Source organism: Marinobacter salicampi, assembly GCF_011074795.1.
Classification (GTDB): Bacteria; Pseudomonadota; Gammaproteobacteria; order Pseudomonadales; family Oleiphilaceae; genus Marinobacter; species Marinobacter salicampi.
Window position 1 is genome coordinate 171093 of record NZ_JAAMPF010000014.1, and the last position, 26170, is coordinate 197262.

The 26170-nt window shown below is 57.1% G+C and carries 23 protein-coding genes; 11 read left to right on the top strand and 12 right to left on the bottom strand.

Going from position 1 to position 26170, the window contains the following annotated elements:
• Positions 1-81: 81 nt before the first annotated feature.
• From fabG to G7W63_RS07745, 5 genes are all read right to left on the bottom strand, one after another.
• Positions 82-825, bottom strand: coding sequence for a 3-oxoacyl-ACP reductase FabG (fabG, locus tag G7W63_RS07725; RefSeq protein WP_166255657.1), 744 nt, complete (start codon positions 823-825; stop codon positions 82-84).
• A gap of 39 nt (positions 826-864) precedes the next feature.
• A complete protein-coding gene (gene fabD, locus G7W63_RS07730; RefSeq protein WP_166255660.1) occupies positions 865-1803 on the bottom strand; it encodes an ACP S-malonyltransferase in 939 nt (312 codons plus the stop codon).
• Positions 1804-1895: 92 nt separating this feature from the next.
• Positions 1896-2897 carry a phosphate acyltransferase PlsX gene (gene plsX / locus G7W63_RS07735; RefSeq protein WP_166255665.1) on the bottom strand — a complete coding sequence of 334 codons (1002 nt, stop codon included), beginning with the start codon at positions 2895-2897 and terminating at the stop codon, positions 1896-1898.
• A gap of 37 nt (positions 2898-2934) precedes the next feature.
• Complete coding sequence (gene rpmF, locus G7W63_RS07740; RefSeq protein WP_166255668.1) at positions 2935-3114, bottom strand: 50S ribosomal protein L32; 180 nt, start codon at positions 3112-3114, stop codon at positions 2935-2937.
• 82 nt (positions 3115-3196) lie between these two features.
• A complete protein-coding gene (locus tag G7W63_RS07745) occupies positions 3197-3751 on the bottom strand; it encodes a YceD family protein (protein ID WP_166255671.1) in 555 nt (184 codons plus the stop codon).
• Positions 3752-3922: 171 nt separating this feature from the next.
• Between G7W63_RS07745 and G7W63_RS07750 the strand changes: the two genes are divergently transcribed.
• Positions 3923-4537 (top strand): Maf family protein, encoded by a 615-nt coding sequence (locus G7W63_RS07750; protein ID WP_166255674.1) that lies wholly within the window; start codon positions 3923-3925, stop codon positions 4535-4537.
• A gap of 19 nt (positions 4538-4556) precedes the next feature.
• On the opposite strand, the gene G7W63_RS07755 is transcribed toward G7W63_RS07750, so the two are convergent.
• The 3 genes from G7W63_RS07755 to rluC form a co-directional block, all read right to left on the bottom strand.
• A complete protein-coding gene (locus G7W63_RS07755) occupies positions 4557-5567 on the bottom strand; it encodes a S49 family peptidase (protein ID WP_166255677.1) in 1011 nt (336 codons plus the stop codon).
• Positions 5568-5673: 106 nt separating this feature from the next.
• Positions 5674-6321 carry an HAD family hydrolase gene (locus G7W63_RS07760; protein WP_166255680.1) on the bottom strand — a complete coding sequence of 216 codons (648 nt, stop codon included), beginning with the start codon at positions 6319-6321 and terminating at the stop codon, positions 5674-5676.
• A 20-nt stretch (positions 6322-6341) separates the two neighbouring features.
• Complete coding sequence (rluC, locus tag G7W63_RS07765) at positions 6342-7514, bottom strand: 23S rRNA pseudouridine(955/2504/2580) synthase RluC (protein WP_166255683.1); 1173 nt, start codon at positions 7512-7514, stop codon at positions 6342-6344.
• A gap of 603 nt (positions 7515-8117) precedes the next feature.
• On the opposite strand from rluC, the gene G7W63_RS07770 reads away from it, so the two are divergent.
• On the top strand, positions 8118-11408 hold the full coding sequence (locus tag G7W63_RS07770; RefSeq protein ID WP_166255686.1) for an Rne/Rng family ribonuclease: 3291 nt from the start codon (positions 8118-8120) through the stop codon (positions 11406-11408).
• Between the two features lie 71 nt (positions 11409-11479).
• The gene (locus tag G7W63_RS07775) at positions 11480-12019 is read left to right on the top strand and encodes a YecA/YgfB family protein (protein WP_166255753.1); all 540 of its coding nucleotides are present in this window, start codon (positions 11480-11482) and stop codon (positions 12017-12019) included.
• A gap of 76 nt (positions 12020-12095) precedes the next feature.
• Here G7W63_RS07775 and G7W63_RS07780 read toward each other — a convergent pair whose 3' ends face one another.
• A complete protein-coding gene (locus tag G7W63_RS07780) occupies positions 12096-12962 on the bottom strand; it encodes a PHP domain-containing protein (protein ID WP_166255689.1) in 867 nt (288 codons plus the stop codon).
• A gap of 128 nt (positions 12963-13090) precedes the next feature.
• Between G7W63_RS07780 and G7W63_RS07785 the strand changes: the two genes are divergently transcribed.
• The 3 genes from G7W63_RS07785 (at position 13091) to G7W63_RS07795 (ending at position 14587) form a co-directional block, all read left to right on the top strand.
• Complete coding sequence (locus G7W63_RS07785; protein WP_166255692.1) at positions 13091-13390, top strand: YciI family protein; 300 nt, start codon at positions 13091-13093, stop codon at positions 13388-13390.
• Between the two features lie 100 nt (positions 13391-13490).
• The gene (locus G7W63_RS07790; RefSeq protein WP_166255695.1) at positions 13491-14159 is read left to right on the top strand and encodes a TIGR04211 family SH3 domain-containing protein; all 669 of its coding nucleotides are present in this window, start codon (positions 13491-13493) and stop codon (positions 14157-14159) included.
• 131 nt (positions 14160-14290) lie between these two features.
• Complete coding sequence (locus tag G7W63_RS07795) at positions 14291-14587, top strand: PilZ domain-containing protein (protein WP_341273678.1); 297 nt, start codon at positions 14291-14293, stop codon at positions 14585-14587.
• A gap of 62 nt (positions 14588-14649) precedes the next feature.
• On the opposite strand, the gene rraA is transcribed toward G7W63_RS07795, so the two are convergent.
• Together rraA and ppsA are read right to left on the bottom strand one after the other, a co-directional pair.
• A complete protein-coding gene (gene rraA / locus G7W63_RS07800; protein WP_166255698.1) occupies positions 14650-15132 on the bottom strand; it encodes a ribonuclease E activity regulator RraA in 483 nt (160 codons plus the stop codon).
• A gap of 109 nt (positions 15133-15241) precedes the next feature.
• Positions 15242-17581 carry a phosphoenolpyruvate synthase gene (ppsA, locus tag G7W63_RS07805; RefSeq protein ID WP_423202281.1) on the bottom strand — a complete coding sequence of 780 codons (2340 nt, stop codon included), beginning with the start codon at positions 17579-17581 and terminating at the stop codon, positions 15242-15244.
• Between the two features lie 211 nt (positions 17582-17792).
• Here ppsA and ppsR point away from each other — a divergent pair, with 211 nt between their 5' ends.
• A complete protein-coding gene (ppsR, locus tag G7W63_RS07810) occupies positions 17793-18608 on the top strand; it encodes a posphoenolpyruvate synthetase regulatory kinase/phosphorylase PpsR (RefSeq protein WP_166255704.1) in 816 nt (271 codons plus the stop codon).
• Positions 18609-18627: 19 nt separating this feature from the next.
• On the opposite strand, the gene G7W63_RS07815 is transcribed toward ppsR, so the two are convergent.
• Positions 18628-21552 (bottom strand): insulinase family protein, encoded by a 2925-nt coding sequence (locus G7W63_RS07815; protein ID WP_166255707.1) that lies wholly within the window; start codon positions 21550-21552, stop codon positions 18628-18630.
• A gap of 138 nt (positions 21553-21690) precedes the next feature.
• Between G7W63_RS07815 and G7W63_RS07820 the strand changes: the two genes are divergently transcribed.
• The 4 genes from G7W63_RS07820 (at position 21691) to G7W63_RS07835 (ending at position 26030) form a co-directional block, all read left to right on the top strand.
• A complete protein-coding gene (locus G7W63_RS07820) occupies positions 21691-22218 on the top strand; it encodes a hypothetical protein (protein ID WP_242634351.1) in 528 nt (175 codons plus the stop codon).
• A 144-nt stretch (positions 22219-22362) separates the two neighbouring features.
• Positions 22363-23775, top strand: coding sequence for a PEGA domain-containing protein (locus tag G7W63_RS07825; protein WP_166255710.1), 1413 nt, complete (start codon positions 22363-22365; stop codon positions 23773-23775).
• A gap of 72 nt (positions 23776-23847) precedes the next feature.
• Positions 23848-24957, top strand: coding sequence for a response regulator (locus G7W63_RS07830; RefSeq protein WP_166255762.1), 1110 nt, complete (start codon positions 23848-23850; stop codon positions 24955-24957).
• Positions 24958-25178: 221 nt separating this feature from the next.
• Positions 25179-26030, top strand: coding sequence for a 6-pyruvoyl trahydropterin synthase family protein (locus G7W63_RS07835; RefSeq protein ID WP_166255713.1), 852 nt, complete (start codon positions 25179-25181; stop codon positions 26028-26030).
• Positions 26031-26170 lie beyond the last annotated feature (140 nt).

The window sequence follows — 26170 nt, forward strand, 5'->3', positions numbered from 1 at the left end:
AGTTTAGTTTAAACCCTACCTGCACACAAGCAGGGGTGTGTGTCTAAAGTCTTGAGCTATAAGGGGTTGCCAGACTACTGGCTAGCCCATGTACATGCCGCCGTTTACATGAATGGTGTCGCCAGTCACATACCCGGCCGCATCTGAGGCGAGAAACGCCACGACGGCTGCTACTTCTCCGGGATCGCCGAAACGACCAGCCGGTATGACTTCCATCATAGCGTTACGCTGGGCATCGTCCAGCTTTCGTGTCATATCTGTGTCAATAAATCCTGGTGCAACGCAATTAGCGGTGATGCCGCGATTGCCCATCTCCTTTGCCAGGCTTCGCGTCAGGCCCTCAACACCAGCCTTGGCGGCGCAATAATTCACCTGGCCTGGATTGCCCATTCCCGCGACAACCGAGCTGATGTTAATGATCCGCCCCCAGCGGGCCTTGGCCATTCCGCGCATTACTGCCTTACTGGTACGGAAAACACTGGCCAGATTGGTGTCGACCACAGAAGACCATTCGTCATCCTTCATCCGCATCAGCAGGTTATCACGGGTGATGCCGGCGTTGTTGACCAGAATCAGGGGCGCGCCTAGTTCGGCGATAATTTTTTTCAGGCCCTGGTCAATGCTCTCCGGCTCGGCGACGTTCATGACGATACCCATGCCTTTGAAACCCTCGGCTTCAAAGGCCGCCTGTATGGACTCTGCTCCGCTGGCGCTGGTAGCTGTGCCCACTACCGTGGCGCCCTCCTTTGCCAGTGCCAGGGCGACGGCCTTGCCAATTCCGCGAGTGGCTCCGGTGACCAATGCAATTTTTCCCTCAAGGGACATGTGCCGTTCCTTTTCTAAATCCATTTGTTCAGCTAACGCCTAGACTTTGCCTAATGCAATTACTGCTTCCTGAAGGGCTTCCGGTGTCTCAATGCTATGAACCGGCAGCGACTTATCGATGCGTTTCACCAGGCCTGCCAATACCCGACCAGCCCCGCACTCAACTGCCTGCTCGGTGCCTTCGGCCATCAGCCTGCGAACGGAGTCCGTCCAGAGTACCGGGGAATAGAGCTGCTTTACCAGGTTCGCCTTTAGTATGACGCGGTCCTGCTCGGGCCTGGCAGTCACGTTCTGTACAACCGGTACGACCGCATCATTAAAGGTGGCTTCATCCAGGGCGATCGCCAGCTCCTCTGACGCACCCTTCATCAGGGCGCAATGGGACGGCACACTAACAGGCAGCGGCATGGCCTTGCGAGCCCCGCGGGCCTTGCATGCGACAATGGCGCGCTCTACAGCAGCCGCGTTACCGGCAATCACAACCTGCCCAGGGGCGTTGAAATTAACCGCGGAAACGACCTGGCCCTCTGCCGCTTCTTCACAGGCCGCGGCAACCTGATCATCATCAAGGCCAATGATCGCTGCCATGCGGCCTTCGCCCGCGGGCACGGCCGTTTGCATCAACTCGCCACGCAGCCTCACAAGCTTGACTGCCTCAAGAAAATTCAGGCTCTCGGCAGCCACCAGGGCGCTGTACTCGCCCAGACTGTGGCCTGCCAGCAGATCGGGTTGACGGCCGCCCGCAACGAACCACTGCCGCCATAGCGCTACACTTGCCGTTAATAGAGCCGGCTGGGTTACTGTGGTCTGGTTCAGCTCCTCTTCGGGGCCGTTCTGACACAGGTGCCACAAGTCGTAGCCCAAAACCTGGGAGGCTTCGGAGAATGTGCGCTCAACGATGGGCCAATGTTCAGTCGCAGCACCAAGCATGCCGACCGACTGAGACCCCTGTCCTGGAAAAATAAAGGCTGATTTCATAGGCGCGATCTTACCGTGATTGGGGAAGCCGTGAGATTAGCCAATAGTACAAGGTATGGCCTTCGTGCAGAAGTCGCCTTGGCGATCCGGTGTCAGACCAGCAGGTCGTCAAGACGCTCGTTGATTCTACGCGGGACTTCCAGTTCAACTTCCTGAACGGCCTGGCGTATGGCGGCAAGCATGGCGCGCTCATTGGCGTTGCCATGGCTCTTGATGACCACGCCCTGCAGGCCCAGAAGACTGGCACCATTGTGACGAGACGGGTCCATCAGGCGAAGCAGCCGTCCTATAATGGGTCGGGCCAGCCAACCCACAAAGCGACCGTACAGGCCCCGGGCAAAGGCTTGCTCCAGGAGTTCGATCAAAAGTCCGGCGACACCCTCGCCGGTTTTGAGGGCAATGTTACCAACAAAACCGTCGCAGACGACCACGTCGGCCACATCGCGGAATAGATCGCTTCCCTCGACGTAGCCTATGTAATTGATGGTTTCGGACTGCGCCAGCATATGGGAGGCAAGACGAACCTGTTCATTGCCCTTTATTTCTTCTTCTCCCACATTCAGTAACGCTACCCTGGGCTCCTGAAGGTTGTGTATAGCCGAAGACATCAGGGAACCCATGAGGGCGAACTGGTACAGGTTTTCCGCGCTGGCATCAACGTTGGCGCCCAGATCCAGAACGTGGCAACGACCGCGCAGGGACGGAATCAATTTGGTAATGGCGGGGCGCTCAATGCCAGGGTACATCCGCAAAATGGAGCGGCCGAAAACCATCAGCGCCCCGGTATTGCCGGCACTGACGCAACCTTGCGCGTCACCGTCCCGCACCAGTTTGAGGGCAACTGCCATGGAGGAATTCTGTTTGTGGCGCAGGGCATGGGAAGGGCGTTCGTTCATGCGGACCACATCGGTGGCCTCGACAATGCTGATCCGGCCGTGGTCTGTGCGCAACAAAGCCTCGAGCTCATGCCGGTTACCGACCAGTATGAGACTCAAGGCTTCGTTTTCTTTTACCGCACTCAGTGCTGCCGAGACCACCACGGCAGGACCGAGATCGCCGCTCATGGCATCCAGAGCGAGAGTTACGTGTTTCACCGCCTACTCGCCTGACACCACTGCAACGGGTGCACGATTACTCGTCGCGCGCTTCGATGACCTGCTTGCCACGGTAAAAACCGTCCGGAGACACATGGTGCCGACGGTGGATTTCACCGGTGGTGCTATCGGTGGAGAGCGTTGCCGCGCTCAGGGCATCGTGGGAACGACGCATGCCACGCTTTGAGCGGGTCTTCCGGTTCTTCTGTACAGCCATGCTAGTGCTCCTGACCTGATCAAACTCATCAACTAAAAATTAGAATTCGGCCGCTGTTCATTTAGCAACCGGACTCCCTGAATCAATGTCTGCGCTTCTTCAAATCCGCCAGAACGCTGAATGGATTTTCCCGCTCCTCATCTGCCGCATCCGGCACCGATGGGTCCGCTTCAAATGTTTCCAGCACTTCTGTTGCCTGACAGTCTTTCCGTTCATGCAGAGGGAAAGGCGGCAGTACCAACAGCAGCTCGTCCTCCACCATGGTCCAGAGGTCAGCGGTAAAACCGTCGGTCTGGAAAGGTTCCAGCTCACGGGGCAATTGCTGAGCCTGGGCGTCAGAAGTGACCAGCGCCAGCCTGAAACTCGAAGTCAATGTCACAGGCATGGGTTTCATGCACCGCTGGCACTCCAACATGACCTCAGCGCTTAACTCGCCCGAGACAATTCGACGCCTCTCTTCATCCTTGCTGAAGGCCAATGCCACCTGGCATTGCTCCTGCGGATCAGATGAGGCAGCCGCAACAATACACTCGGCAAACCGGCCAAGCGCAGCCAGGGGCACGAAGCCTTCGAGAGTACTGTTCTGATCCGCGAACTTGTACGGATCAATAGTTTTGGGCAACTCGGTATTTGACATAGGCGCGCAATTTTAGGGGCCTAGCCGACCCCTGTCAAAGATTTCGTTATCATAATGTTGCTAAACATGGTGCGCCGGGGGTTAGTACCTACCTCTATGGCCACTATAATGCCCGGAACGCGCCCTGGTCGTCCCGGGGCATAACAGGCGGAAACCGGAGTTCCCTTAGCCATGGCTATCAAACCACTTGTGCTGGCGTCGTCCTCGCCCTACCGAAAACAGCTCCTGGCTCGCCTTGGCGTGGCTTTCGAGGCCATCAGCCCGGATATAGATGAAACCAGCGGGCCCAGTGAAAGGGCTCCTGAGCTGGCGCTTCGTTTAGCAGAAGCTAAAGCCCGGGCGCTGGTGCGCTCTTGCCCAGACCATTGGATCATCGGCTCAGACCAAGCCGCCGTCCTGCCCGACGGGACGCTCCTCAACAAACCCGGGAATCACGAAAAGGCCCGCCTACAGCTCCAGCAATGCAGCAGTCAGACAGTCACGTTTCACACCGGACTGGTCTTGCTGGATTCAGACAGCAACAGAATACAGCGACTGTGCGAACCCTTTAAAGTACGCTTCCGTGCGCTTACAGCCCGGGAAATCGAGCACTATCTCCAGGTCGAGAAACCCTATGACTGCGCCGGCAGCTTCAAAATGGAAGCGCTCGGCATTACCCTGTTTGAGTCCCTGACGGGCCGCGACCCCAACTGCCTGATCGGCCTGCCGATCATTGGCCTCAACGACATGCTCAGACACTGGAACCTGGACACCCTGGCCCTGGCATACCGGAACTCCAAGCCTTGAACTGTCTTCAGTCCAGGCCTCAACGAAGCTCCAGCCGGGACTGCATCAACTGATCAGCAATGGCTGCTCCGAAAGCCACTCCGAACCTGTCGATGATGTTCTGGAAGGGCGATGCCTGGCGGGTATAATCCACCAACTCTTCATGACCCACAATTTCACGGGCAACAAAACTTGTACTCCCAATACCGTCGATGAGACCCAAGCCAAGCGCCTGCTCGCCGGTCCAGATCAAACCGGTGAAAAGCTTGGGATCGTCCGAAAGCCGCTCACCCCGGCCTGCTTTGACCTGAGAGATGAACTGCTGATGGGTGGTCTCCAGGACTTCCTTCCAGAAGTCCACCTCTTCCTCCTCTTCAGGGGAAAACGGATCCAAAAAGCCCTTGTTCTCGCCGGACGTATATAAGCGGCGTTCAACTCCCAGCTTGTCCATCACGCCAGTAAAACCAAAGCCGCCCGAAACCACGCCGATGGAACCTACCAGACTGGCTTCATTGGCGTAGATCTCGTCTGCCGCAGCCGCGATATAGTAGGCTCCGGAAGCGCCGATATCCGAAATCACGGCGTACAGTTTCTTGTCAGGATGTTTGTCTCGCAGGCGTTTGATTTCGTCATAGACATAGCCCGACTGGACCGGACTGCCCCCGGGGCTGTTGATTCGCAGAATCACCGCTTTTGCAGCGGTACTCTCGAACGCCTCGCGAAGTCCGCCCACGATGTAGTCCGCACTGGCTTCGGTATCATCCGCAATGGGCCCGTCCACTTCTATAACGGCGGTATGTGCCTCGACGGAATCCGTAAGCCCGTCTTCAAACGGGTCTAGAAGCATAAAAAGAATTGCAAACAGGTAGGCGAAAGTTAACAGCTTGAAAAAGATTCCCCAGCGCCGACTCTTGCGCTGTTCCGACTGCAGGGACATAACCAGTTTTTCGATGAGTTTGCGGTCCCTGTTGTCTGACCCTGATGTTTCGCCCCGGTCCGATGCCGTAGGCACCCCCCATCCTGGCTTTTTATCCGATTCCCAATCTGACATGCTATTCACCCGGCAATGGTCGACTCAACGGGAACCCGTCCCGTTATGAAGTTTAAGGTAAGAAATTCAAACCGCAGAACTCAAACAGCACGCGCCCCAATTAAAGCTAAAGCGCCAGAGCTATCCGAAGATCTGCAACAGACCGAGCAATGGCCTGGGGCGCGAACCTGCTGAGGGCGGGCTCCTTGTGAACACCCCACTCTACGCCAATGGCAGGCATGCCGATTCTCTGGGCCATTTCCATATCATAAATCGTGTCGCCGACCATGACCGCCTCGTGAGCCTTGAGCCCATAGAATCGAAGAATCTCGGTCAGCATTGCAGGATCCGGCTTTGAACGGGTCTCATCAGCACAGCAGGTCAGATCAAAATGCGCGCCGAGACCACTGGTTATCAACGCCCGGTCGAGGCCCCTGCGGCTTTTGCCGGTCGCTACTGCGCAGCCCAGTCCACCAGCACGCAGATCTGTTAACACTTCCGTCATGCCTGCAAACACTTCCTGAGGTGTGGTGGCCTTGGCGAAAAAATAGCGTCCGTATCCGTCCCTGATAGCCTTCATTTCGTCAGTGCCAATCCCCGGGTAGAGAGCCTCAAGGGCCTCTACCATGCCGAGACCAATGATATCCCGGTAGGCCTCCCTTTCGAGGGCCGGGAACCCCAGTTCGGTAGCAGCCTGGTGCAGGCTTTCAGCAATATGCTCAACCGAATCCACCAGGGTACCGTCCCAGTCAAAGATGGCTACTTTAATGGCCATAACAGCAAGACCTCAAATGATTAGAGTTTCGGATTATCACCCCGGGAACCCGTCTTACAACGGGCTGCGAGCTTCCCGAGCGTAGCGTCAAAGGCAGGGTCGTATTCTGCCTCCAGAAACACCACCTCTTCACTTCCTGGCAGCGAGAACTGAAGTGCCCGTGCGTGAAGCATCAAGCGCTGCCCGCCCGCGGCCCGAAAAGCTTTCTGGCCGCTATCATCCATATACTTGTCATCGCCGGCAATCGGATGCCCAACATGGGCACAATGCACGCGGATCTGATGGGTACGCCCGGTGACCGGAGACGCCTGAACGAGGGTATAACCGATATAGACCGACAGGACCCGGAACAGAGTACGCGATTCTTTGCCGGCTGCCTCAACCCGGACCCTTCGCTCTCCGTTTTTCAGCTCAAACCGGAGCAGAGGCTCATCGACTAGCGTCACCTCCGCCGGCCATGCTCCCTCAACCAGGGCGTGATAGTGTTTACGCACCCGACGCTGACGCAGCTCTTCCTGAAGATGCCTGAGAGCCGGACGTTTCTTGGCCACCATCACCAGACCCGAAGTGTCCCGATCCAAACGGTGCACCAACTCCAGAAAACGTGCTTCCGGACGGGCTGCCCGGAGCACCTCAATTAGACCGAAATCCAGCCCGCTGCCCCCGTGCACCGCAATTCCGGAAGGCTTGTTAACCACCAGCAAATCGCTGTTTTCAAAAACGATGGCGCCCTCAATCACCCCCTGAACACGGGATCCTGGTGCAGGCTTGTCAACCTTCGCCTTCTGCGTCATTGGAGGTACCCGGATCTCATCGCCCATGCGAACTTTGGTGTCCGGACGCACCCTTCCTTTATTGATGCGAACTTCGCCCTTACGAATGACCCGGTAGATCAGACTGCGCGGCACACCACGCACCAGCGCCATCAGGAAATTATCAAGCCGCTGTCCGTCGTTATCGACATCTACGGTGACCCATTGAACAGCACTCCGGACACCAGCCCCCGCCCGGGAAGCCGTCGAGTCCTCGTTTGATGCTATGGCTGCGACCCTGGTTGCCGGCTGGACGCTGCCATCACCAGGCTGACGTCCTGACTGCCGCTGCTGTCGGCCAACAGGCGCCGGGCGTCTGCCCTGGCTACGCGGCTTGACGTGCTTTTTTGGCGATGGTTTTTTTGGTCTGGGATTGGCCATGGAATCCTGGATATCAGCGGTGTGCAAGCCTGGGCAGCACGGGATTGATGAGCACCTGGAATACTGTTATATTCCGACGTGCTTCTCCACTTGTCTACGGCCAGGCCCAAATGCCCGTGCCGGAGCGGCTGAAGTATACCGACACTACCAGAGAGTTTGAACGTCAACAGCAGAATCAAGTTGCGCTGTGGCGGCAGAAGCGCTTTCGGAACACACCGGCACGAATTTGACAGATCGGGGCACGGGTTCGGAAGCACAGAGTTTAACCGTACGGAAAATCCGACGGGCGACATCGCGAAGATTCATTACTAGCACGCAGGACCGGGCCGTCCAGCTTACGAATACGACGTGAGACCCAGGTACCAGCGTGAATTTGACATCGGAAACCATGCGTCAACAGACATTGACTTCCAATGACCATCCCCTGCCTGCTGGCAGCCGGACAGTTTGCGGTATTTTCGGACGAGCGGGCCGGCTTTTCGCCCCCATCTGAACCGTCTGGCCGCAGGCTTTTTATGGCCAGCGGTAGTACGCACGTTCTGCTTCGCAGATGCCCCACCCGGTTTTTCTGTCTTCATTTAACGACAGGAAACACTTCTTTCCATGAAAAGAATGCTTATCAATGCAACTCACCCAGAAGAGTTGCGCGTCGCACTCGTTGATGGTCAACGTCTGTTTGACCTGGATATCGAATCCAGCTCCCGCGAACAGAAAAAATCCAATATTTACAAAGGCCGCATCACCCGTGTCGAGCCCAGCCTGGAAGCGGCTTTCGTCGATTTTGGAGCTGACCGTCACGGTTTTCTGCCGCTCAAGGAGATTTCCAAGGAATATTTCCGCAAATCGCCGGGTCAGATCGAAGGCAAGGTAAACATCAAGGAAGTGGTTTCTGAAGGTCAGGAAGTCATTATCCAGGTTGACAAGGAAGAGCGCGGCAACAAGGGCGCAGCCCTGACAACGTTTATCTCCCTGGCCGGCCGCTATCTTGTGCTCATGCCCAACAATGCCCGTGCTGGCGGCATTTCACGGCGTATAGAAGGTGAAGAACGCGCCCAACTGAAAGAAGCCATGAATGGTGTTCAGGTGCCCAAGTCCATGGGCATCATCGTGCGCACCGCCGGCATCGGTCGCACCACGGAAGAGCTGCAGTGGGACCTGGATTACCTGGTTCAGTTCTGGGAAGCCATCACTGAGGCCTCCAAGGAGCGCAAGGCGCCCTTCCTGATTCACCAGGAAAGCAACGTCATAATCCGTGCGGTTCGGGATTACCTGCGCCAGGACATCGGCGAGGTTCTGATTGATTCGTCGGTCGTGTATGAGGACGTTCTGAACTTCGTACGGGCGGTCATGCCCACCTTTGAAAACAAGATCAAGCTTTACCAGGACGAGATCCCCCTATTCAGCCGCTATCAGATTGAAGGGCAGATTGAGACTGCGTTCCAGCGGGAAGTGAAACTGCCCTCCGGTGGCTCTATCGTCATAGATCCCACCGAGGCCCTGGTCTCCATCGATATAAACTCCTCCAGAGCCACCAAAGGTCACGACATTGAAGAGACCGCTCTGCAGACCAACCTCGAGGCAGCGGAAGAGATAGCCCGCCAGCTACGCCTGCGCGACATGGGCGGCCTGATCGTCATCGATTTTATCGACATGACTCCGGCCAAACACCAGCGTGAAGTGGAACAGAAAGTCCGGGAAGCCCTGGAGATAGACCGGGCCCGGGTCCAGGTTGGAAAAATTTCCCGCTTTGGCCTGCTGGAAATGTCCCGCCAGCGCCTACGCCCATCCCTGGGCGAAACCCGCAGCGAAGTGTGCCCCCGCTGTAATGGCCAGGGCACCATCCGCGGGATTGAATCGCTGGCTCTGAGCATCATGCGGCTTATTTATGAAGAATCTTCCAAGGACAAGACCGGTGAGGTGAGAGCCATTGTGCCGATCCCGGTGGCCACCTTCCTGTTGAACGAAAAGCGCAAGCAGATCGCCGACATTGAGGCCCGTCAGGAAGTCGACATTCTGGTCGTTCCTGCAGCCCATATGGACACCCCGAATTTTGAAATCCTGCGCATGCGGGATGACGAATCCGGCGCCGAACGAACCTCCAGTTACCAGGTGGTTCAGGAATACGCGGTTCGTGAAGAAGAAGCTGTGGAAGCCCCTCCGGGCCGGGAAGTAATCCGTGAAGAAGCTGCGGTAAAGTCGGTTCGGCCGAGCGCACCAGCACCTTCGCCGGCTGCGGCCACGACAGCGCCACAGGCGCCTGCAGAGCAGACGCAGGAAGAAGGCCTGTTCAAGAAGCTGTCACGAAAAATTTCCAAGTTCTTCAGTGATGAAGAAGAACATGCTGAGCCTGAGGCCAGACCCGCCCGCCCTGCCCGTCCAGCGCAAGGCGCTCCCCGTACCCAGGCACGCCCTGAGCGACGCAAGTCCAGAGTGGCCCGTGACGACGCGCCAGCCGGCAGTCAGGCCAACAAGCGCACCGGCGAACGGAAGCCGGCCTCAAACGGCGGGCCCGCCAAGTCGGACGACACCCGCAGCAAAGGCCGCGGCAGTCGGGACGGAGGCGGTCGCGACAATGGCCGCAGCCGCGGTGGGCGCGGAGATAACCGGAACGCGAACAAACCCGAGAGCGCCAAGGCTGCCACAGAAGCGGCCGGCGATGAGGCGCCCCAGCGTTCAGCTGACAGCCTGCAACCCGGTAACCGTGATCAGGAGCGCAAGCCTCAGACAAACGGTGCCGGCGGCGAGGAGAAACGCCGTCGCCCCAGACGCCAGCGCAATCGCGACGGCTCACCAGTAGAAGCGCCGGTGAGCAAGCCTGCTGATCGAAAGGCAAGCGTTTCGGACAGCAATGCCAGCGTCAAGGCTGCAGCGAGCAGCGCTGAAAGCAAAGGCAGTGACAGAAGCACGGAAGGTGGTTCGACTCGAACTCAGGCCAAGCCTGGCACGCCAGAGTCCGAAACCAGGGAAGCCGCAGCACGCGCGCCCCAGGCCGATCAGCCCGCTGAGCAACAGAAACCTGAAGCGAAGCCTCAAGCAGCTGAAAAACCAGAAGCCGGTGATCAGGCCGCTGTGGCCACCACAACCACTGAAGGCTCGCCGGACCACACGCCCCCTGCCGGGAAGACAACCGCTGAAGAAGCTAGTGCTGAAGCGCCAACGGCCGAAGCCTCTGATACCGGCGGACCGGCTGATGTCGATAGGGCCAAGGTTACCGAAAAGCGTGAAAACCACACGGAAGCCAGGTCATCCGAGAGCCCGGAGTCACCAGCGCCTGATACCGAATCGCCGAAAAAACCGGCGGCACGGAGGCCCCGAGGTCGCAAGCCCGCTGCGGCGAAGGCTGCCGAGGCTGCTGCTGACAAGGCCCCGGCTGAGGATGCGCCCAAGGAGAGCGCTTCCAAGGACAGTGCTGAAAAGGACAGTGCTGAAAAAGACAGTGCTGAAAAAGACAGTGCTCCCAACGATAGCGCACCTGTGGCAGCCGCCCCAACTGCAGGCCAGACCGAAGTAAGCAGCGTCGGTAAAGGCGCCCCGCAGGCTTCCGAGCCAGCGACGGAAAAAGCATCGCCAGCCCAGGAAGAAGCCAAGGCACCTGTGGCCAAGCCAGTGGATGCGCCCAAAGTCCCTGAAACAGCGCAGGATCCGGCAGCGGTTGAGAAGCCCGCACCGGCGGACAAACCGTCTGAGCCAAAAGCGCCCCAGGCGGACGTACCCAACGCTCCTCCGGCTCCGATGGGAACCACGCCTGGTCGCGCCTACAACGACCCCCGTGAAGTACGCAAGCGTCAGCAGGCGGCCAAGAAGCGGGCCGAAGCTGAAGCCAGGGGCAACTCGGGCGAAGACCAAAAGGCTGATGACACAGCCCGTCAGGACACCCAGCGAACTGACGGCTAGTTCTAATCATGCGGGGAGGCCATGCCTCCCCGACCAGTCATCGCCAAGGCGTTAACGCCAGGAGTTTTATGATGCTATCCAACACGGAAATCGAAGCACTAGAAGATATTCTGTTTGCCGAACCCTGGGGTGAGGATGCCCTGGACTTTTTTGGCTTACATGGAGTGGTCTGTGCCAGTGTGGTCGGGCCGGTGCCGGTTTCCGTTGATACTATTTTCAGACTGACCACCGGTCTGGATTCGGTGCCTGAAGAAGGGGTCCCAGACATCTTCCGAACGCTCGTCGAACGGTTGTCAGAAAACCTTGCCCATGCGCTCGATATGGGCCGCGCCCTTGAGCTGCCTGAGCCGGAAGACGGCGACCCGATGAATGCCCTGGAGAACTGGTGTGCGGGCTTCGTCGAGACTTTCATGGAAAACGAAGAAGCCTGGCTTGAATCTGACGAGGCTGAAACCGCCGATCTGGTGGTGCCAATGATGACCCTGTCAGGTTTGTTTGAAGACGAGGACTTCCAGCGGGTTCGAGATAGCGAAGAACTGAGCCGGCAAATGGCTGAGGCTATTCCTGAATCCTTGACCGACCTGTACCTGCTCTTTCACGCGCCTGAATAATGTTGAGTCGCCCACCGTTTCGGTGGGCGACTTGCTTTAGGCTCAAGATTTTTTCCAAACATGAAAAACCTGCTGGTCAGGCCGCCACAGGCTGCCTGAACCGACGCCAGATCGGCTCAAGACCCTCGGGCATGGCGGGAATGGCCCCTAACTCGCACCAGGGCGCTCCCGGGAAATGAAAATCGCTTCCCTGGGAGGCCAATATTCCTTCACGACGGCAGAGCTCGGCCAGAAAACCCAGATCACCGCTGGACTGTCCCGACGTTGTAACCTCAAGCGCCTGGCCTCCGGCCCGCTGAAAGTCGGCCACCAGCGCCCTCAGACGGGTTGCGGTGAGCTTGTACTTGCGAGGGTGAGCCAGCACTGCCTGCCCCCCGGCATCCAGTATCCATCCAATAACCGTTGCCAGCTCGGGCCAGAATGCCCTGACGTCGCCGGGTTTGCCGGCGCCCAGATAACGCTTGAAGGCCTGGTTGAGATCTTTGACCACACCGGCCTCAATAAGCACTCGGGCAAAATGGGGGCGCCCCGGCACATCACCGTCCGCTTGCTGGGTAGCCCGTTCCAACAGATCTTTGACTTTCAAACGGTCCAGACGCTCTGCGATGGTTCTTGCCCGCCGCCAGCGGTTGTCATGCTGCTCTGCTATGGCCGAAACCAGTGCCGGGGCACAGGCATCAAAGTCAAGCCCGACAACGTGAATGGTCTGGCTTCTCCAGACGCAGGACAGCTCTATGCCGGAAACCAGCTCGATGCCAACCTCTGAGGCCGCCTCAAGGGCTTCGGGGAGGCCTGCTATAGTGTCATGGTCAGTGAGCGCCAGGTGAGTTACGCCCCGCTCATGAGCCCTGAATACCAGCTCCCTGGGAGAAAGCGCTCCATCGGAGGCGCGACTGTGGCAGTGAAGGTCAATGCAGGTCGGTCTGGCTTGAGGTATAGTCACGTTTTATCCAATTCGGTCGGGCCGCCTGAAAATCGGCCCGTTAGAAAATTCATGCTCAATCTGGCACACATCGGGGCCAGTTTAACAGCTTGCCCACAACCACCGATACGAAGGAGCGAAGATTGCCCATGTACTACGCCATCCTTAGCGAAGACGTTGTCGATAGCCTGCCACTTCGCCAGTCGGCTCGACCCGCCCATATCCAGCGACTTGAAACCCTTAAAGAAGAAGGCCGTTTACTGGTGGCGGGGCCTCACCCTGCGCTTGATACGGACGAGCCCAATGACGCCGGTTTCACCGGAAGTCTTGTGATTGCGGAATTTGACTCCCTGGAAGCGGCAGAGCTTTGGGCCGACGCCGATCCCTATGTTGCCGCTGGCGTCTATCAGAAGGTGACGGTGAAACCATTCAAGGCCGTGCTACCCTGAACACAGGCAGCATGAGCTTTTTGTAATACGTCCCAACTTGATTGCATTTCGAACTGTGCCAGAATTGCCCAGTTAAATTAGACTCGCAGGAACTGCATTTGTGACCCGACTTAGGCTAATCACCCTTCTACTCTTCGTATCCGTGTGTTTGCCCTTGCAGGCAAGAACCGTTTACATCGATGATAACTTGTTTGCTCCCGTACGCAGCGGCGAAGGCACCCAGTACCGTATTCTCCATAATGGCCTGCGCAGCGGTACAGCTGTGGAACTTCTTGAACGCAGCGAGTCAGGGTACACCCGGATACGGACAAAAGAAGGCATCGAAGGCTGGATTGTCTCCCGCTACCTGACTGAACAGCCCATAGCTCGAGACCGGCTCCAGGCCGCCCAACGAGAGCTGGAAAGGGCCAAGACGCAGGTTTCCGAGCTACAGGCAAGCCTGAAACAGACCCAGGAAGAGAGGGACCAACTAGCAAGATCCGAGCAGAGACTTGAGGACCGCTCCGAGGAACTTGCCGAGGAACTCGAGAACATCAAGGCTATCTCTGCCAATGCCATTAATCTCGAGGCCCGCAGTCAGGAACTCCAGGCAACGAATCAGCGTCTACGTAATGATGTGGAGGTGCTGACGGCGGAAAAGGAACGCTTGGAAGCCAAGAGCGAATCTGATTTTATGTTGTTAGGCGCCGGGCTTGTGGTACTGGGTATTATTCTTGCCCTCCTCGTGCCGGTCCTCAAACCGTCACGCAAACAGGACAATTGGGCCTGAAGCTCAGCACTCTAAGGCTGTGATCCAGCTTACAAGGGGAAACTACTTACGGTTTCCCTTTCTGAGGTCTTTGGCACCTCGGGTCACAGATTTTGTAACTGAGCAATAGACGTACAGGAGCAGTAACGTCCATGAGCATGAGAGATTATTCCGAGAAGCGCGATTTTCATCGCATGCAGGTCAATTCGGAAATAGATGTCACTACCAAGGATGGACGTAGTTTTAAAGGTGTCTGCCGCGACCTGAGCGGGACCGGAATGCAGCTTCACGTGGATCAACCAGTGGCCGTGGGTGAGGAGCTATATACAATTCTGCCCTCAGCCAGCGAGGCTTTCCCGCCGTTTGAGACCAGCCTGAAGGTCCTGAGATCGGCACCTGACGGCAACGGCTTCCTTCTTGGTACGGCTATTCTGGAAGTAAAGCACTGAATCGGATGGCGTTCCTGCAGCCGCTGATGGCAGCCGCAGGAGAAGAGAAGGCACAGGTGATGTCAGGCCGTGACCAGGGCCTTTGCTGAAACAACAATACCGTTGTTATCGGCATACACGTATTGCCCTGGCTCGAAAGTTACCCCGCCAAAGGTGACAGGGATATTAAGGTCCCCTACCCCACGCTTGTCTGTTTTACGGGGGTGTGACCCCAGAGCCTGAACCCCCAGCTTGGTTCGCGCAATAACGTCTACATCCCGGATACACCCGTAGATTATCAGGCCCGCCCAGCCATTGTCCGCGGCTTTCTCAGCAAGCATGTCCCCAAGCAATGCCGCCCGCATTGAGCCACCGCCATCGACGACCATTACCCGGCCATTGCCTGGCAGGCCAACCTGCTCCTTGACGATGGAATTGTCCTCGAAACACTTGACCGTGACTATCTCGCCACCAAAGGCATCGATACCGCCAAAGTTTCGGAAACCTGGTTCAACAACAAGCACTTCGGGGAAATCGTCACATAAATCCGGAGTTACAATTGGCACGCTCTTGCTCCTGCTTGGTTCTGGCCATAACTTTTTTGCCCAGGACTGTGGCGGCTCCACCGCTTTTCCGATTCTGATGACCGGTAACGGAGCCGCCAATCTGTAGGGCTTAGATTTCTACCGGCTCGTCTGCAAGGAAGAACCAGGTGTCGAGAACGGAGTCGGGGTTAAGGGAGACGCTGTCGATTCCCTGATCCATAAGCCACTTGGCGAGATCCGGATGATCCGATGGCCCCTGACCACAGATGCCTATGTATTTATTCGCCTTCTTACAAGCCTGGATGGCATTGGAAAGCAGTGCTTTAACGGCATCGTTACGCTCATCGAACAAGTGAGCAACTATGCCGGAATCCCGGTCCAGCCCCAGGGTCAGCTGGGTCAGGTCGTTAGAGCCGATAGAGAAGCCATCGAAGGATTCCAGGAATTGCTCCGCCAGGATGGCATTGGCCGGTAGTTCGCACATCATGATCAGGCGAAGCCCATTCTCCCCCCTGCGCAGGCCGTTCTCGGCAAGCAGATCAACAACCTGCCTTGCTTCACCAACGGTTCGCACGAATGGCACCATAATTTCGACGTTATCGAGCCCCATCTCGTCGCGGACCTTTTTCAAAGCGCGGCATTCAAGCTCGAAGCAATCCCGGAAGGTTTCGGATATATAGCGGGATGCGCCCCGGAACCCGAGCATGGGATTCTCTTCATCGGGCTCGTACAGGGTGCCACCGATGAGGTTCGCGTATTCATTGGATTTGAAGTCCGAAAGTCGAACGATCACCTTCTTCGGGGAGAACGCGGCGGCCAGGGTGGAAATGCCCTCAACCAATTTGTCCACGTAGAAATCCACCGGCGAAGCATAACCGGAAATGCGTTTTTCAACGGTTTGCTTGATGTCCCGAGGCAAGCCGTCAAAATTCAGAAGCGCCTTTGGGTGCACACCGATCATCCGGTTGATGATGAATTCCAGACGTGCCAGGCCCACGCCTTCGTTGGGCAGAGACTGGAAGTCGAAGGCACGGTCTGGGTTGCCCACGTTCATCATGATCTTGAACGGGATATTGGGCATGGACTCAACGGTATTTTCCCGCAACTCGAAGTCCAGGCGCCCTTCATAGATCAGGCCGGTATCCCCTTCGGCACAGGATACCGTCACAGGCTGGCCGTCCTTGAGCACTTCAGTGGCATCGCCACAGCCCACCACCGCCGGAATACCGAGCTCCCTTGCAATAATGGCAGCGTGACAGGTACGCCCGCCACGGTCAGTGACGATAGCGGATGCCCGCTTCATGACCGGCTCCCAGTCCGGGTCCGTCATATCTGTTACCAGAACATCCCCTGGCTGGACCCGGTCCATTTCGTTGATGCTGGTGACGATCTTGACCGGGCCGCTGCCGATCTTGTGACCAATACTCCGGCCTTCCACAATCACCTTGCCGGTTTCCTTCAGCAGATAGCGCTCCATCACATTAGCAGAAGCGCGACTTTTAACGGTTTCGGGCCGCGCCTGAACGATGTAGATTTTCTGGTCGTCACCGTCTTTGGCCCATTCGATATCCATCGGCCGCTTATAGTGCGCCTCAATGATCATCGCCTGTTTTGCCAGTTCGGAGACCTCGGCATCATTAATACAGAACCTGTTGCGCTCGTCCGGATCCACCTTGACCGTATCCACGGAGGTGCCTGTCTCCTGGTTAGCCCCGTAGACCATCTTTATGGCCTTGCTGCCCAGGTTACGACGCAGTACAGCCGGGCGTTCGGCCTTCAGGGTGGGCTTGTGGACATAGAATTCATCGGGGTTCACAGCCCCCTGCACCACCGTTTCACCAAGCCCGTAGGAACCAGTTATGAAAACCACGTCCTGAAATCCGGACTCGGTGTCGAGGGTGAACATGACCCCACTGGCCGCGGTCTCGCTGCGGACCATCTTCTGTATACCAGCCGAGAGCGCAACCAGCTTGTGGTCGAAACCGTGGTGAACCCGGTAGGAGATGGCCCGATCGTTGAACAGTGAGGCGAAGACTTCCTTGACGGCGATTTTTACATGTTGCAAGCCGACAATATTGAGAAAGGTTTCCTGCTGCCCCGCAAACGAAGCATCCGGGAGGTCCTCTGCCGTGGCGGAAGAACGCACCGCTACCGCCATCTTGCTGTTGTCCCCTTGGAGCTGCCTATAGGCTTTCTCAAGCTCGTCTTCGAGGGGCTGAGGCAGCGGGGTCTCCACAACCCACCGGCGGATCTCCGAGCCTACGCGCGCAAGCTCGTTCACGTCATTAACGTCGAGCGAGTCGAGGGCGTTGTCGATGCGCTCTTTCAGACCATCTTTGGCCAGAAATTCGCGGTACGCGTAGGCTGTGGTTGCAAAACCTCCGGGTACGGTGACCCCTGCATTGGCAAGATTACTGATCATTTCGCCGAGTGAAGCATTTTTGCCTCCAACCCGGTCAACATCAGACATCCCCAGGTCCTCAAACCAGATTATGTAATCTTCCAAAGCGTGTCTCCCATGAGTCTGTGTAGCAAAGAGCAAAAATCGTTCTGCTGTGCTCGAACTTGCCCTGTATCATACTGTAACCTGCAAGGATTACCTAGCCAACCGGGACCCCGGCGCCCTTGTTATACGCCTGTATTTAGTCCATAAACCGCTGAAATGGAGTCTGCCACCGATTATGAAGCGAACCGCATTTTTCATTTCTGATGGCACGGGCTTGACGGCCGAAGCTTTGGGAAACAGCTTGCTTGCGCAATTTGAAAAGATCGAGTTCGAGAGAATCACGGTTCCCTACATTGATAACCTCGACAAGGCAGCGGATGCGGTCAATCGCATAAATGCAGCAGCGGAAACGGATGGCCAGAACCCCTTGGTATTCGACACCATCGTGAACAACGATATCCGTGAAGTGATCGGCCGGGCCAATGGCTTCATGGTAGATATTTTCGGCACCTTTCTACAGCCGCTGGAAGCCGAGCTCAAGTCGTCATCGTCCTATACCGTCGGGCGCTCCCATGCGATCAGCAACGAGAGCAATTACGAACGCCGGATTCACGCGGTCAATTTCGCTCTGGATAATGATGATGGAGCCCGGACCCGGCACTATGACGAGGCTGACCTTATCCTTGTTGGCGCATCCCGCAGCGGCAAGACCCCAACGTGCCTGTACCTGGCCCTGCAATATGGAGTAAAGGCGGCCAACTACCCCATTACCGAAGAGGACCTGGATGACCAGCAGTTGCCGGCTCCCCTGAGACCACACAAAGAAAAGATTTTCGGCCTGACTATCGAGCCTGAGCGCCTGGCCACCATTCGTAATGAACGCCGGCCAAATTCCCGCTACTCGTCGATAAAACAGTGTTTGCATGAAGTTGAAGAGATCGAGCTCATGTATCGTCGGGAGCGTATCGCCTTTATGAACACCACCACCTCCTCCGTGGAAGAGATTTCCACCCGGATCATGGTTAGCACAGGTCTGAAACGCAACCGCTAGGCGGTTGCGTCTCTCCTGCTCACAGCTCTTCGATAGTCAGCCCCAGAGCTTCTGCGCTCTTGCGTTGCTCAGGGCTGGTAATAACCGCTGTACTTGCCTTTTCCGGTACCAGCCAGCTTTTCGCTACCCGCTTCAGGTCCGCAATGGTGACCTCCAGCACCCGCTGCCGAAAGCGCTCCTGCTGCTCAACCGTTCGGCCGAACAACCGGTTCTGGAAGGCATTCCTTGCAGCCCCGGCAGGTGAACGCGGCTTGTCTATCTGGCCAATGACCCCGAGAATGGATTCTTCCAGCTCCTGGGGGTCATGCTCTGTGGTTTGCAGCCACTCCAGGGCCTGATCAAAGTCAGCCAGGGTTTCGGCCATTCGCGGGTCACGGTACGAGAAAAAGCGGAATGTACCGTTGACACTGTCCTGACCGGCACCCCCGCCGTAGGCACCGCCTTTTTCACGGATCGTGCGGTGCAGATATCCATTGCGCAGGAAGCCGCCAAGAACCGTCAATGCGGCAGCGTCCGGATGATCAACCGCTACGGTACTGTAGGCTTTAGCGCAGAAGTTGACCTGAGTCGAGGTCAGCCACGCCTGCTGCGTGCGGTAGTCGACCGGCGCCACATGCCAACGCTCACCTTCGCTGTGTGTATTGTCCGGCCACACCGCCTGCAGGTCCGACACCATAGGCTCGACCTGACCCTCTTCCCCAATGGCCAGAAACTGACGCTGCTGCTGCTGAACCCGGGCATGTAGGGCGGCCAGCCGATCGCAGAGCTTTGCCAGCTCGGCTGGATCATCCAGGGCATCATCCAGGGTCTTGATGCCTCTGATCGCTTCCAGACCCCCGAGCTGAAAGCTCAGCCAGGCACCGGGACTCAGCCCCTGGGAAGCTGCACTCATGGCGAGGCCATGGCCACTGCCAGTGACCGCCTGCTCGCGCCGGGAACGCACCTGGGCTACCAATTCACGAACGCGGTCATGCTCGTCAAACCGGGCACCGGTAAACACATCTTTCAACAGGCGACTCAGGGCTTCCCGGTTACGGGCCAAAGCCTTGCCATTGAAAATCAGGTAGCCGGAGAGGTCCTGAACATCGTCAATACGGCCCCGAGCGGATGTCCCGACACCAATTCCCCCGGACTCTGCAGAGATCCGGTCCTGCATCTGCAGATAGTCCAGCTCGCCACAACCGACTTCCGTCACGCAGGTCGTGTACAAGGGCAAAAGCAGCAGCTCATCACCGCTCAGCGGCGGCATCGGCAACACAATCTGTTCGTACACCAGGCCATTGGTGCCCTGGGCATAGAGCGTGGCAGGAAACTCACCGGTGGTGCGGCCTTCCGGCTCAGGTAGCCGCAGGGGTACGTCGGACAGGTCCACCTTGGGCAGAATACTGTCATCGTCCTTTCGCTGCTGGCGTTCCTCAAGGGCCTTGGCACGATCGACGATCTGCTGGGTCTCCTCACTGGAAAGCTCAGCCTTTCGTTTTGCCAGAGCCTCTTTAATGGCGTGCTGGCGGCGCTGGTCAAGCTTGTCATCCGGGCGCAGGGTCAGGGTTACCCTGTGGGGGTTGGCAATGAGTTTGCTGCGAATGAGCCTGGGGATGTAATCAGGCTCACGGATCTTCTCGCGCATCTGCGCAAGCACCGGCTCGATGTCCAGCAGAGCCACCGGGTCGCCACCGTGGACCATGGGCGGTATTGCCTCCATGATCAACTGCAGCCCGTAGGGCATGTGATCTCCGGAAATTTCCCGTTGGTGCAGCTCCAGCTGATGGAGGATAGCCTCAAGGCGTTCTTCGCTCACGCCTTCCTCAACCACCCGGGCCAACACCTCCTCGATCAACGCTTCCACATCTGCCTGTTTGCCCGGCTCAGTGCCCTCAATCCCACACACAAAGGTCATTTCACGGTTGGAATCCTCCAGCCCGCAAAGAGGCGACGGTGCATGGCCGAGATCGGTTTTTTCCAGCGCCCGCATAAGCGGCGAGGCACTGTTTTCGAGCAAAACACTCGCCAACAGATGGCCTTCGAGGTTTTCCTGAAGATCGAAACTGTGGCCCAGCAGCCAACCCATCACGATATGGGTCTTGCCGTCAGTCGGCTCGCCCTCGCTGACCGCGTAGGCCTGGTCCACCCTTACAGGTGCGAACAGGCGTTTTTCGTCCCGGACCGGAAGGTCTATTGTCTGCCGGTCAAAGCGCGAAAGTGCCAGTTGCTCGAACTTCTCATGGTGCTCATGAGCGGGGATGTCCCCGAATGTCGCAAAGAAAGCGTTGCTGGGGTGATAATGGTGGCGATAGAAATCAACCAGCCCGTCATAGCTCAGGTCCACTATCTCGTCGGGTTCACCACCACTGTTGTAGTGATAGGTCGTAGTGGGAAACAGATGACTCGACAGATTCTGCCAAAGCTGGGAGGTGGCCGAGCTCATGGCTCCCTTCATCTCGTTATAGACGACGCCACGATAGACCAGAGGAGTAGCAGGATCGTCCGGCGTTTCAAACTCCAGACGGTGGCCCTCCTGGGCGAAATCCAGGGGATCAAGCTTGGAGAAGAATACCGAATCCAGATAAACCGAAAGCAAGTTGTCGAAATCCTTGCGGTTCTTGCTGGCGAATGGATAGGCGGTCCAGTCACTGCTGGTAAAGGCATTCATGAACGTATTGAGGGACCGGCGAATCATCATGAAGAACGGATCGCGCACCGGATACTTCTCGCTGCCACACAGAGCGGTATGCTCAAGAATATGGGCCACGCCGGTAGAATCCATGGGGAATGTCCGCAATGCGACAAAAAACACGTTTTCGTCGTTGTCCGCAGCCATGTGAAGATGACTGGCGCCGGTCTTTTTGTGGCGGTATTCCTCAACGGTAAGATTAAGCGTTGCGATACGGTGACTGCGTAACTTCTCAAACGCCGGGTGTACCCCGTTTTCGCTGCCTGCTGTCATTCAGTTATCCTGTCTTTCTCAAGTGAAGGCCTGTAGGTTAACACGCCATTTCGATTATCATGCACATGTGTGGCCCACGCTACTCGAACGCGATGTGGCTGTATAGAAGATACTTCAGGCCGAGGAAACCCGACCACCATGACCACAGACTTTCGCGATGGCGCCGCCGTTTCTGGGGCGGGCTCGAGTGATTCCGGCAGCACGGAGTACCCGAGAGAGGAAAAGAGAGCGCCCGGACCGGCAATTGAGATCGCCGCCTACTGGTCAGCCCGCCGCGACTATCTGGCTGCCATCCGCAAGGTTCCAGAGCTGCGAAGCCGGTTTGTCCGCGCTCTTGCCATCTATGTTTTGCGGCGCCTGCTCTGGTCGTTCGGATTTTTCCCGGTATTTCTCGGCTTCTGGATACCGCTGGTAATGGCCAATTTCAATCCCGTGGTGCTGGTAAGCGAACTTTTGCCGGCGCTACAGGCTTTTGTGAATGCCAACCCAGAGGTTCAGGCAAACACCCTGAGCAGCCTGGCGATCGCCTGGGTCTCCATCGGCTTCTTCTTTCTTGTCTTCGACTTTATCCTGACGCCCTTCAAATCCCCTTACCAGTATGAAGCGGATGTGTATATGCGAGCCTGGGAACGGCGTAAGCATGAACAACTTCCAGCCAAAGTGTGATACGACCGGCAATATCGTTAACTTAGGTCACTTTCTGTTACATAAGGTACCTTCGAACCGCTAATATTGTTTTGCGCGATCAGCGATACCGTTTATGGCGCCCGACATTTGCCATCTCCACTGTCGCACTTTAACGAGGTTTTAATGGTCGACTTCAGACCACTACTGTTTATAAACGCACTGGCTCTCATGCTTCTTGTGACCGCGGGCTATGCGTCAATCCAGCAGCCCGATTATTCTGCCGCTCAGCAACCCACCATTGCACAGCAGGATGATATTGACCCTCTCGATACCAGTACAACCGTTGCGACCGACAAGACCGGCGTGTCAGCCAGCACCGAGCCCGGCAGCAGTCCGGCCAATACAGGGGCCGGCCTTGAGCCTGAGCTGACGGAGCCCGCAACACCCGTCCGACTGGGGCCTGAGCAACGACCTGAACCGGAGCCAGCCGCCGAATCAGGACAACAGGTGGCTACCCTGGACCCGGGCAAGCTCGACCCTTTCGCTATCGAACAGAATGCTTCAGCTATTCCTGTACACGCGCCCGGCCCCCAGGAGGACGCTGACGCTGTGCCTGAGATTCCGGGCAGGATTACACAGCCGGCAGAACCTGTTGCGCCTCCAACCACGGCCATGCTGACTTTGCGCTCGAACGTCCATGGGGATCAGGTCACCATCAACGGGGAACCACAGGGCTCGACGCGACTCAATCTTGAGCTTGAGCCCGGAAAATATGACATTGTAATCAGCAAGAACGGCTTCAAACCCTGGCAAGAGAACGTCCAGGTAAAGGCCGGCGACGACCTGACCCTGCGAGGGCGGCTGGAAGCCTACACCCGGGTTAACCATACGGACGGCACCTGGATCGGGGGCGTCAAAACCGGAGACGGCACCTACTCGGATAACACAGGTCTTCGCTACGAAGGCGCCTTCGTCGACGGCCGGTTCCATGGAACCGGAACCGCCTGGTATGCCGATGGTGGCCGCTATGAAGGAGACTGGCAGGAAGGCAAACGTACCGGCGAGGGAACCTATCGAGGCCCGGATGGCGCTACCTATACAGGTCAGTTCGTGGAAGACCAGTTTCATGGCCAGGGCACGCTGACAAGGGCGAACGGTGATGTACTGACCGGGACCTGGGCGGGAAGTCAGCTCAACGGTCACGGCTCACTGACCACGGCAGATGGACTGCTTTACGTGGGAGGCTTCCGGAATGACCGTTTTCATGGTGAGGGCTCGGTTACCGAACCGGATGGGACGTCCTATGAAGGGGACTTCTCCAACGGCAAGTACCACGGCAGGGGCAGCGAAGTGCTTGCTGATGGCAAAAAGTATCAGGGCGAATATGTGGAAGGCAAATTCCACGGTAAAGGCCTGCTGCTCAATCCGAACGGCAGTTCTATCGAATCCACGTTCAGACACGGCGAACCTTACGGCCAGGTAAAGCTGACTACGCCGGAAGGTGAAGTTTTCCGCGCTCGCACCAGTGAGCCGGGGGTGTGTTATCGCGACAAGAGTTATAGAGCCACCCAGTGCCCACCGCTTGACGGCTGGTAACAGGATTCCCCGGGCAAACACCCTGCGGGGCGCTGAATCTGACAGATGATGGTGTAAAGGTGAGGTTGTATGATGGGTATTAAAAACGCACTTCTGGTAGACGATTCCAAGGTGGCACGTTTCGCACTCAGCAAATTGCTCGAGAACCGCGAAATGGAGGTCAACATGGCCGGCTCTGCCGAAGAGGCCCTGGACTTTCTCACCAGCAATTCACGCCCCGATGTGATTTTCATGGACCACCTGATGCCGGGCATGAACGGTGTTGAGGCCATCAAGATCATCAAGAGTAACCCGGATACGGCGGGCATACCGATTATCATGTGCACTTCCAAAAAATCGGATTCGTTTGTAGAGGAAGCGCGCAATTTCGGAGTCTACAACATCCTGACCAAGCCGCCCCAGACCGATGGCCTTAACCTGGTTCTGGAACAGTTGGCCAACGACGTGGATCAGGGCAAGTTGCCTGACGCTCCTGTACTCGACGGGCTCACCATGAGCTCCTCGGAGGACAACGAGGAAAAAATGGGCCTGCCTTTGAATGCTACCCTTGAAATGTCGCTGAAAAAGGACGATTCGCCGTCTGGACCGCCGTCCCGGGAACGGCCGCAGCCAGTCCCGCTTACCAGCGAACTGATTGAGCAGATTTCCCGTTCAGCGGTGAAAACCCACATCAATAACCGCCTCCATGAGCTTCTGAGCAGCCTTTTTGATGAGCAGTTTGATCATGTGAAGCGGGCTCTCGATGAATCCGAAAAGAAACAGTCGTCAGCGCTCAATGAGCAGCTCAGGGAGATTACTTCAGGGCTCGAGAAACAGACCCAGGCTCTGAGGGATGAAATTGCTGCTGAAGTGAGTTTAAACCTCGCCCGTGAGTTATCTGAACTGCGCAAGGAGCTGGTCAGCAGCGGCGGATTCACAGGTGACCACATGGCCGAACTGAAGGATCACATCACCAGCGTCCAGACCATCGACACCGAATTCTGGCAAACGCTTCAGTCAGAAGCGATCCAGCAGGCCCATGAGATCTCCAGGGAAACAGCTGAAGACATTGCCCAGCGTACCATTGACCTGTACGCCACCCAGCAGAAAGCTTCAACGTCACGGCTGTATACACTTGGGCTATCAGTCAGCCTCGGGGTCTTCGCCGTCGGTATCGCGTGGCTTTCAGGTATTTTTGCCTAGACTGTTGCCAGCCAGGCTTGAGGGTGGCATGGCCAACGAGCCCCTGCCGCCCTTAACCAGGGCGTCCGCCACAATTTCTCCCGCAGTCTGGCGCAAGTTTGTTAGAATCCTGCCCAAACATGTACGCCCCTATCAGCAGACGTCAACCATTTTGGCCCGCAGCCTCTTTCACTGCGAGCCGGGCCGTCTGCTTTGTGGGCTCATCTCTGGCAGGCTTCCTGATGAATCACCTATTTGTCGACAACCTAACGGTAATTGATTTCGCTTACCTGGACCCTGCCCGGGGGCTGGTTGGTGAGAGCTGGATAGTCGACGTGGTACTGGAGGGCGAACTGGACGAGCAGGGTATGGTGTTCGATTTCAGTTCGGTCAAGAAAACCATCAAGCGCGTCATCGACGAGTGTGTGGATCACCGTCTTGTGGTGCCGTCTGACTATGAGGGCCTCCGGGTCTCTACGGAGCACCCTGACACCCTCGTCTGGACCCTGGTGGACGGCAGCCAGATTCGTCACCAGGGGCCCCAGGAGGCATTTGTGGCGGTTCCCGGCGCTACCCTTGCAGCGACCACCGTAGCGGGCCTGCTTGAGTCCGAGCTCAAAGGCGTTCTCCCGGCTAATGTCCAGGGCGTGCGCATAGTGCTGCGGGAGGAAGTGATTGCCGGGCCTTATTACCATTACGTTCATGGCCTCAAAAAACATCTGGGCAACTGTCAGCGTATTGCCCATGGCCACCGTTCGCCCATCCAGATCTACCGGAACGGGCATCGTGATGGTGCCCTGGAGCAGGTCTGGGCGAAACGCTGGGAAGACATATACGTGGGATCGGAAGAGGATGTCAGCAGTCGTTCTGTGGCACCGGAGGGCACTGAATATATTACGTTCGGCTATGAGGCGAACCAGGGCGAATTCAGCCTGACCCTGCCCAGGAGCCATGTATATATGATGGATACCGACACAACGGTGGAGCTGATTGCCTCCCACATCGCCGATCAGTGCAAGGCCGGCTTTCCCGGCGAGACCATTCAAGTCAGGGCTTATGAAGGCGTAGGCAAAGGCGCACTGGCTATACGCTAGGCTGAATTTGAGACATAAAAAAACCGCCACTGAAGGCGGTTTTTTTATGGCAAACGACCGGAGTCGGCAACCTGAATAGTGGCGTCCCCTACCGGGTTCGAACCGGTGTTACCGCCGTGAAAGGGCGGTGTCCTAGGCCA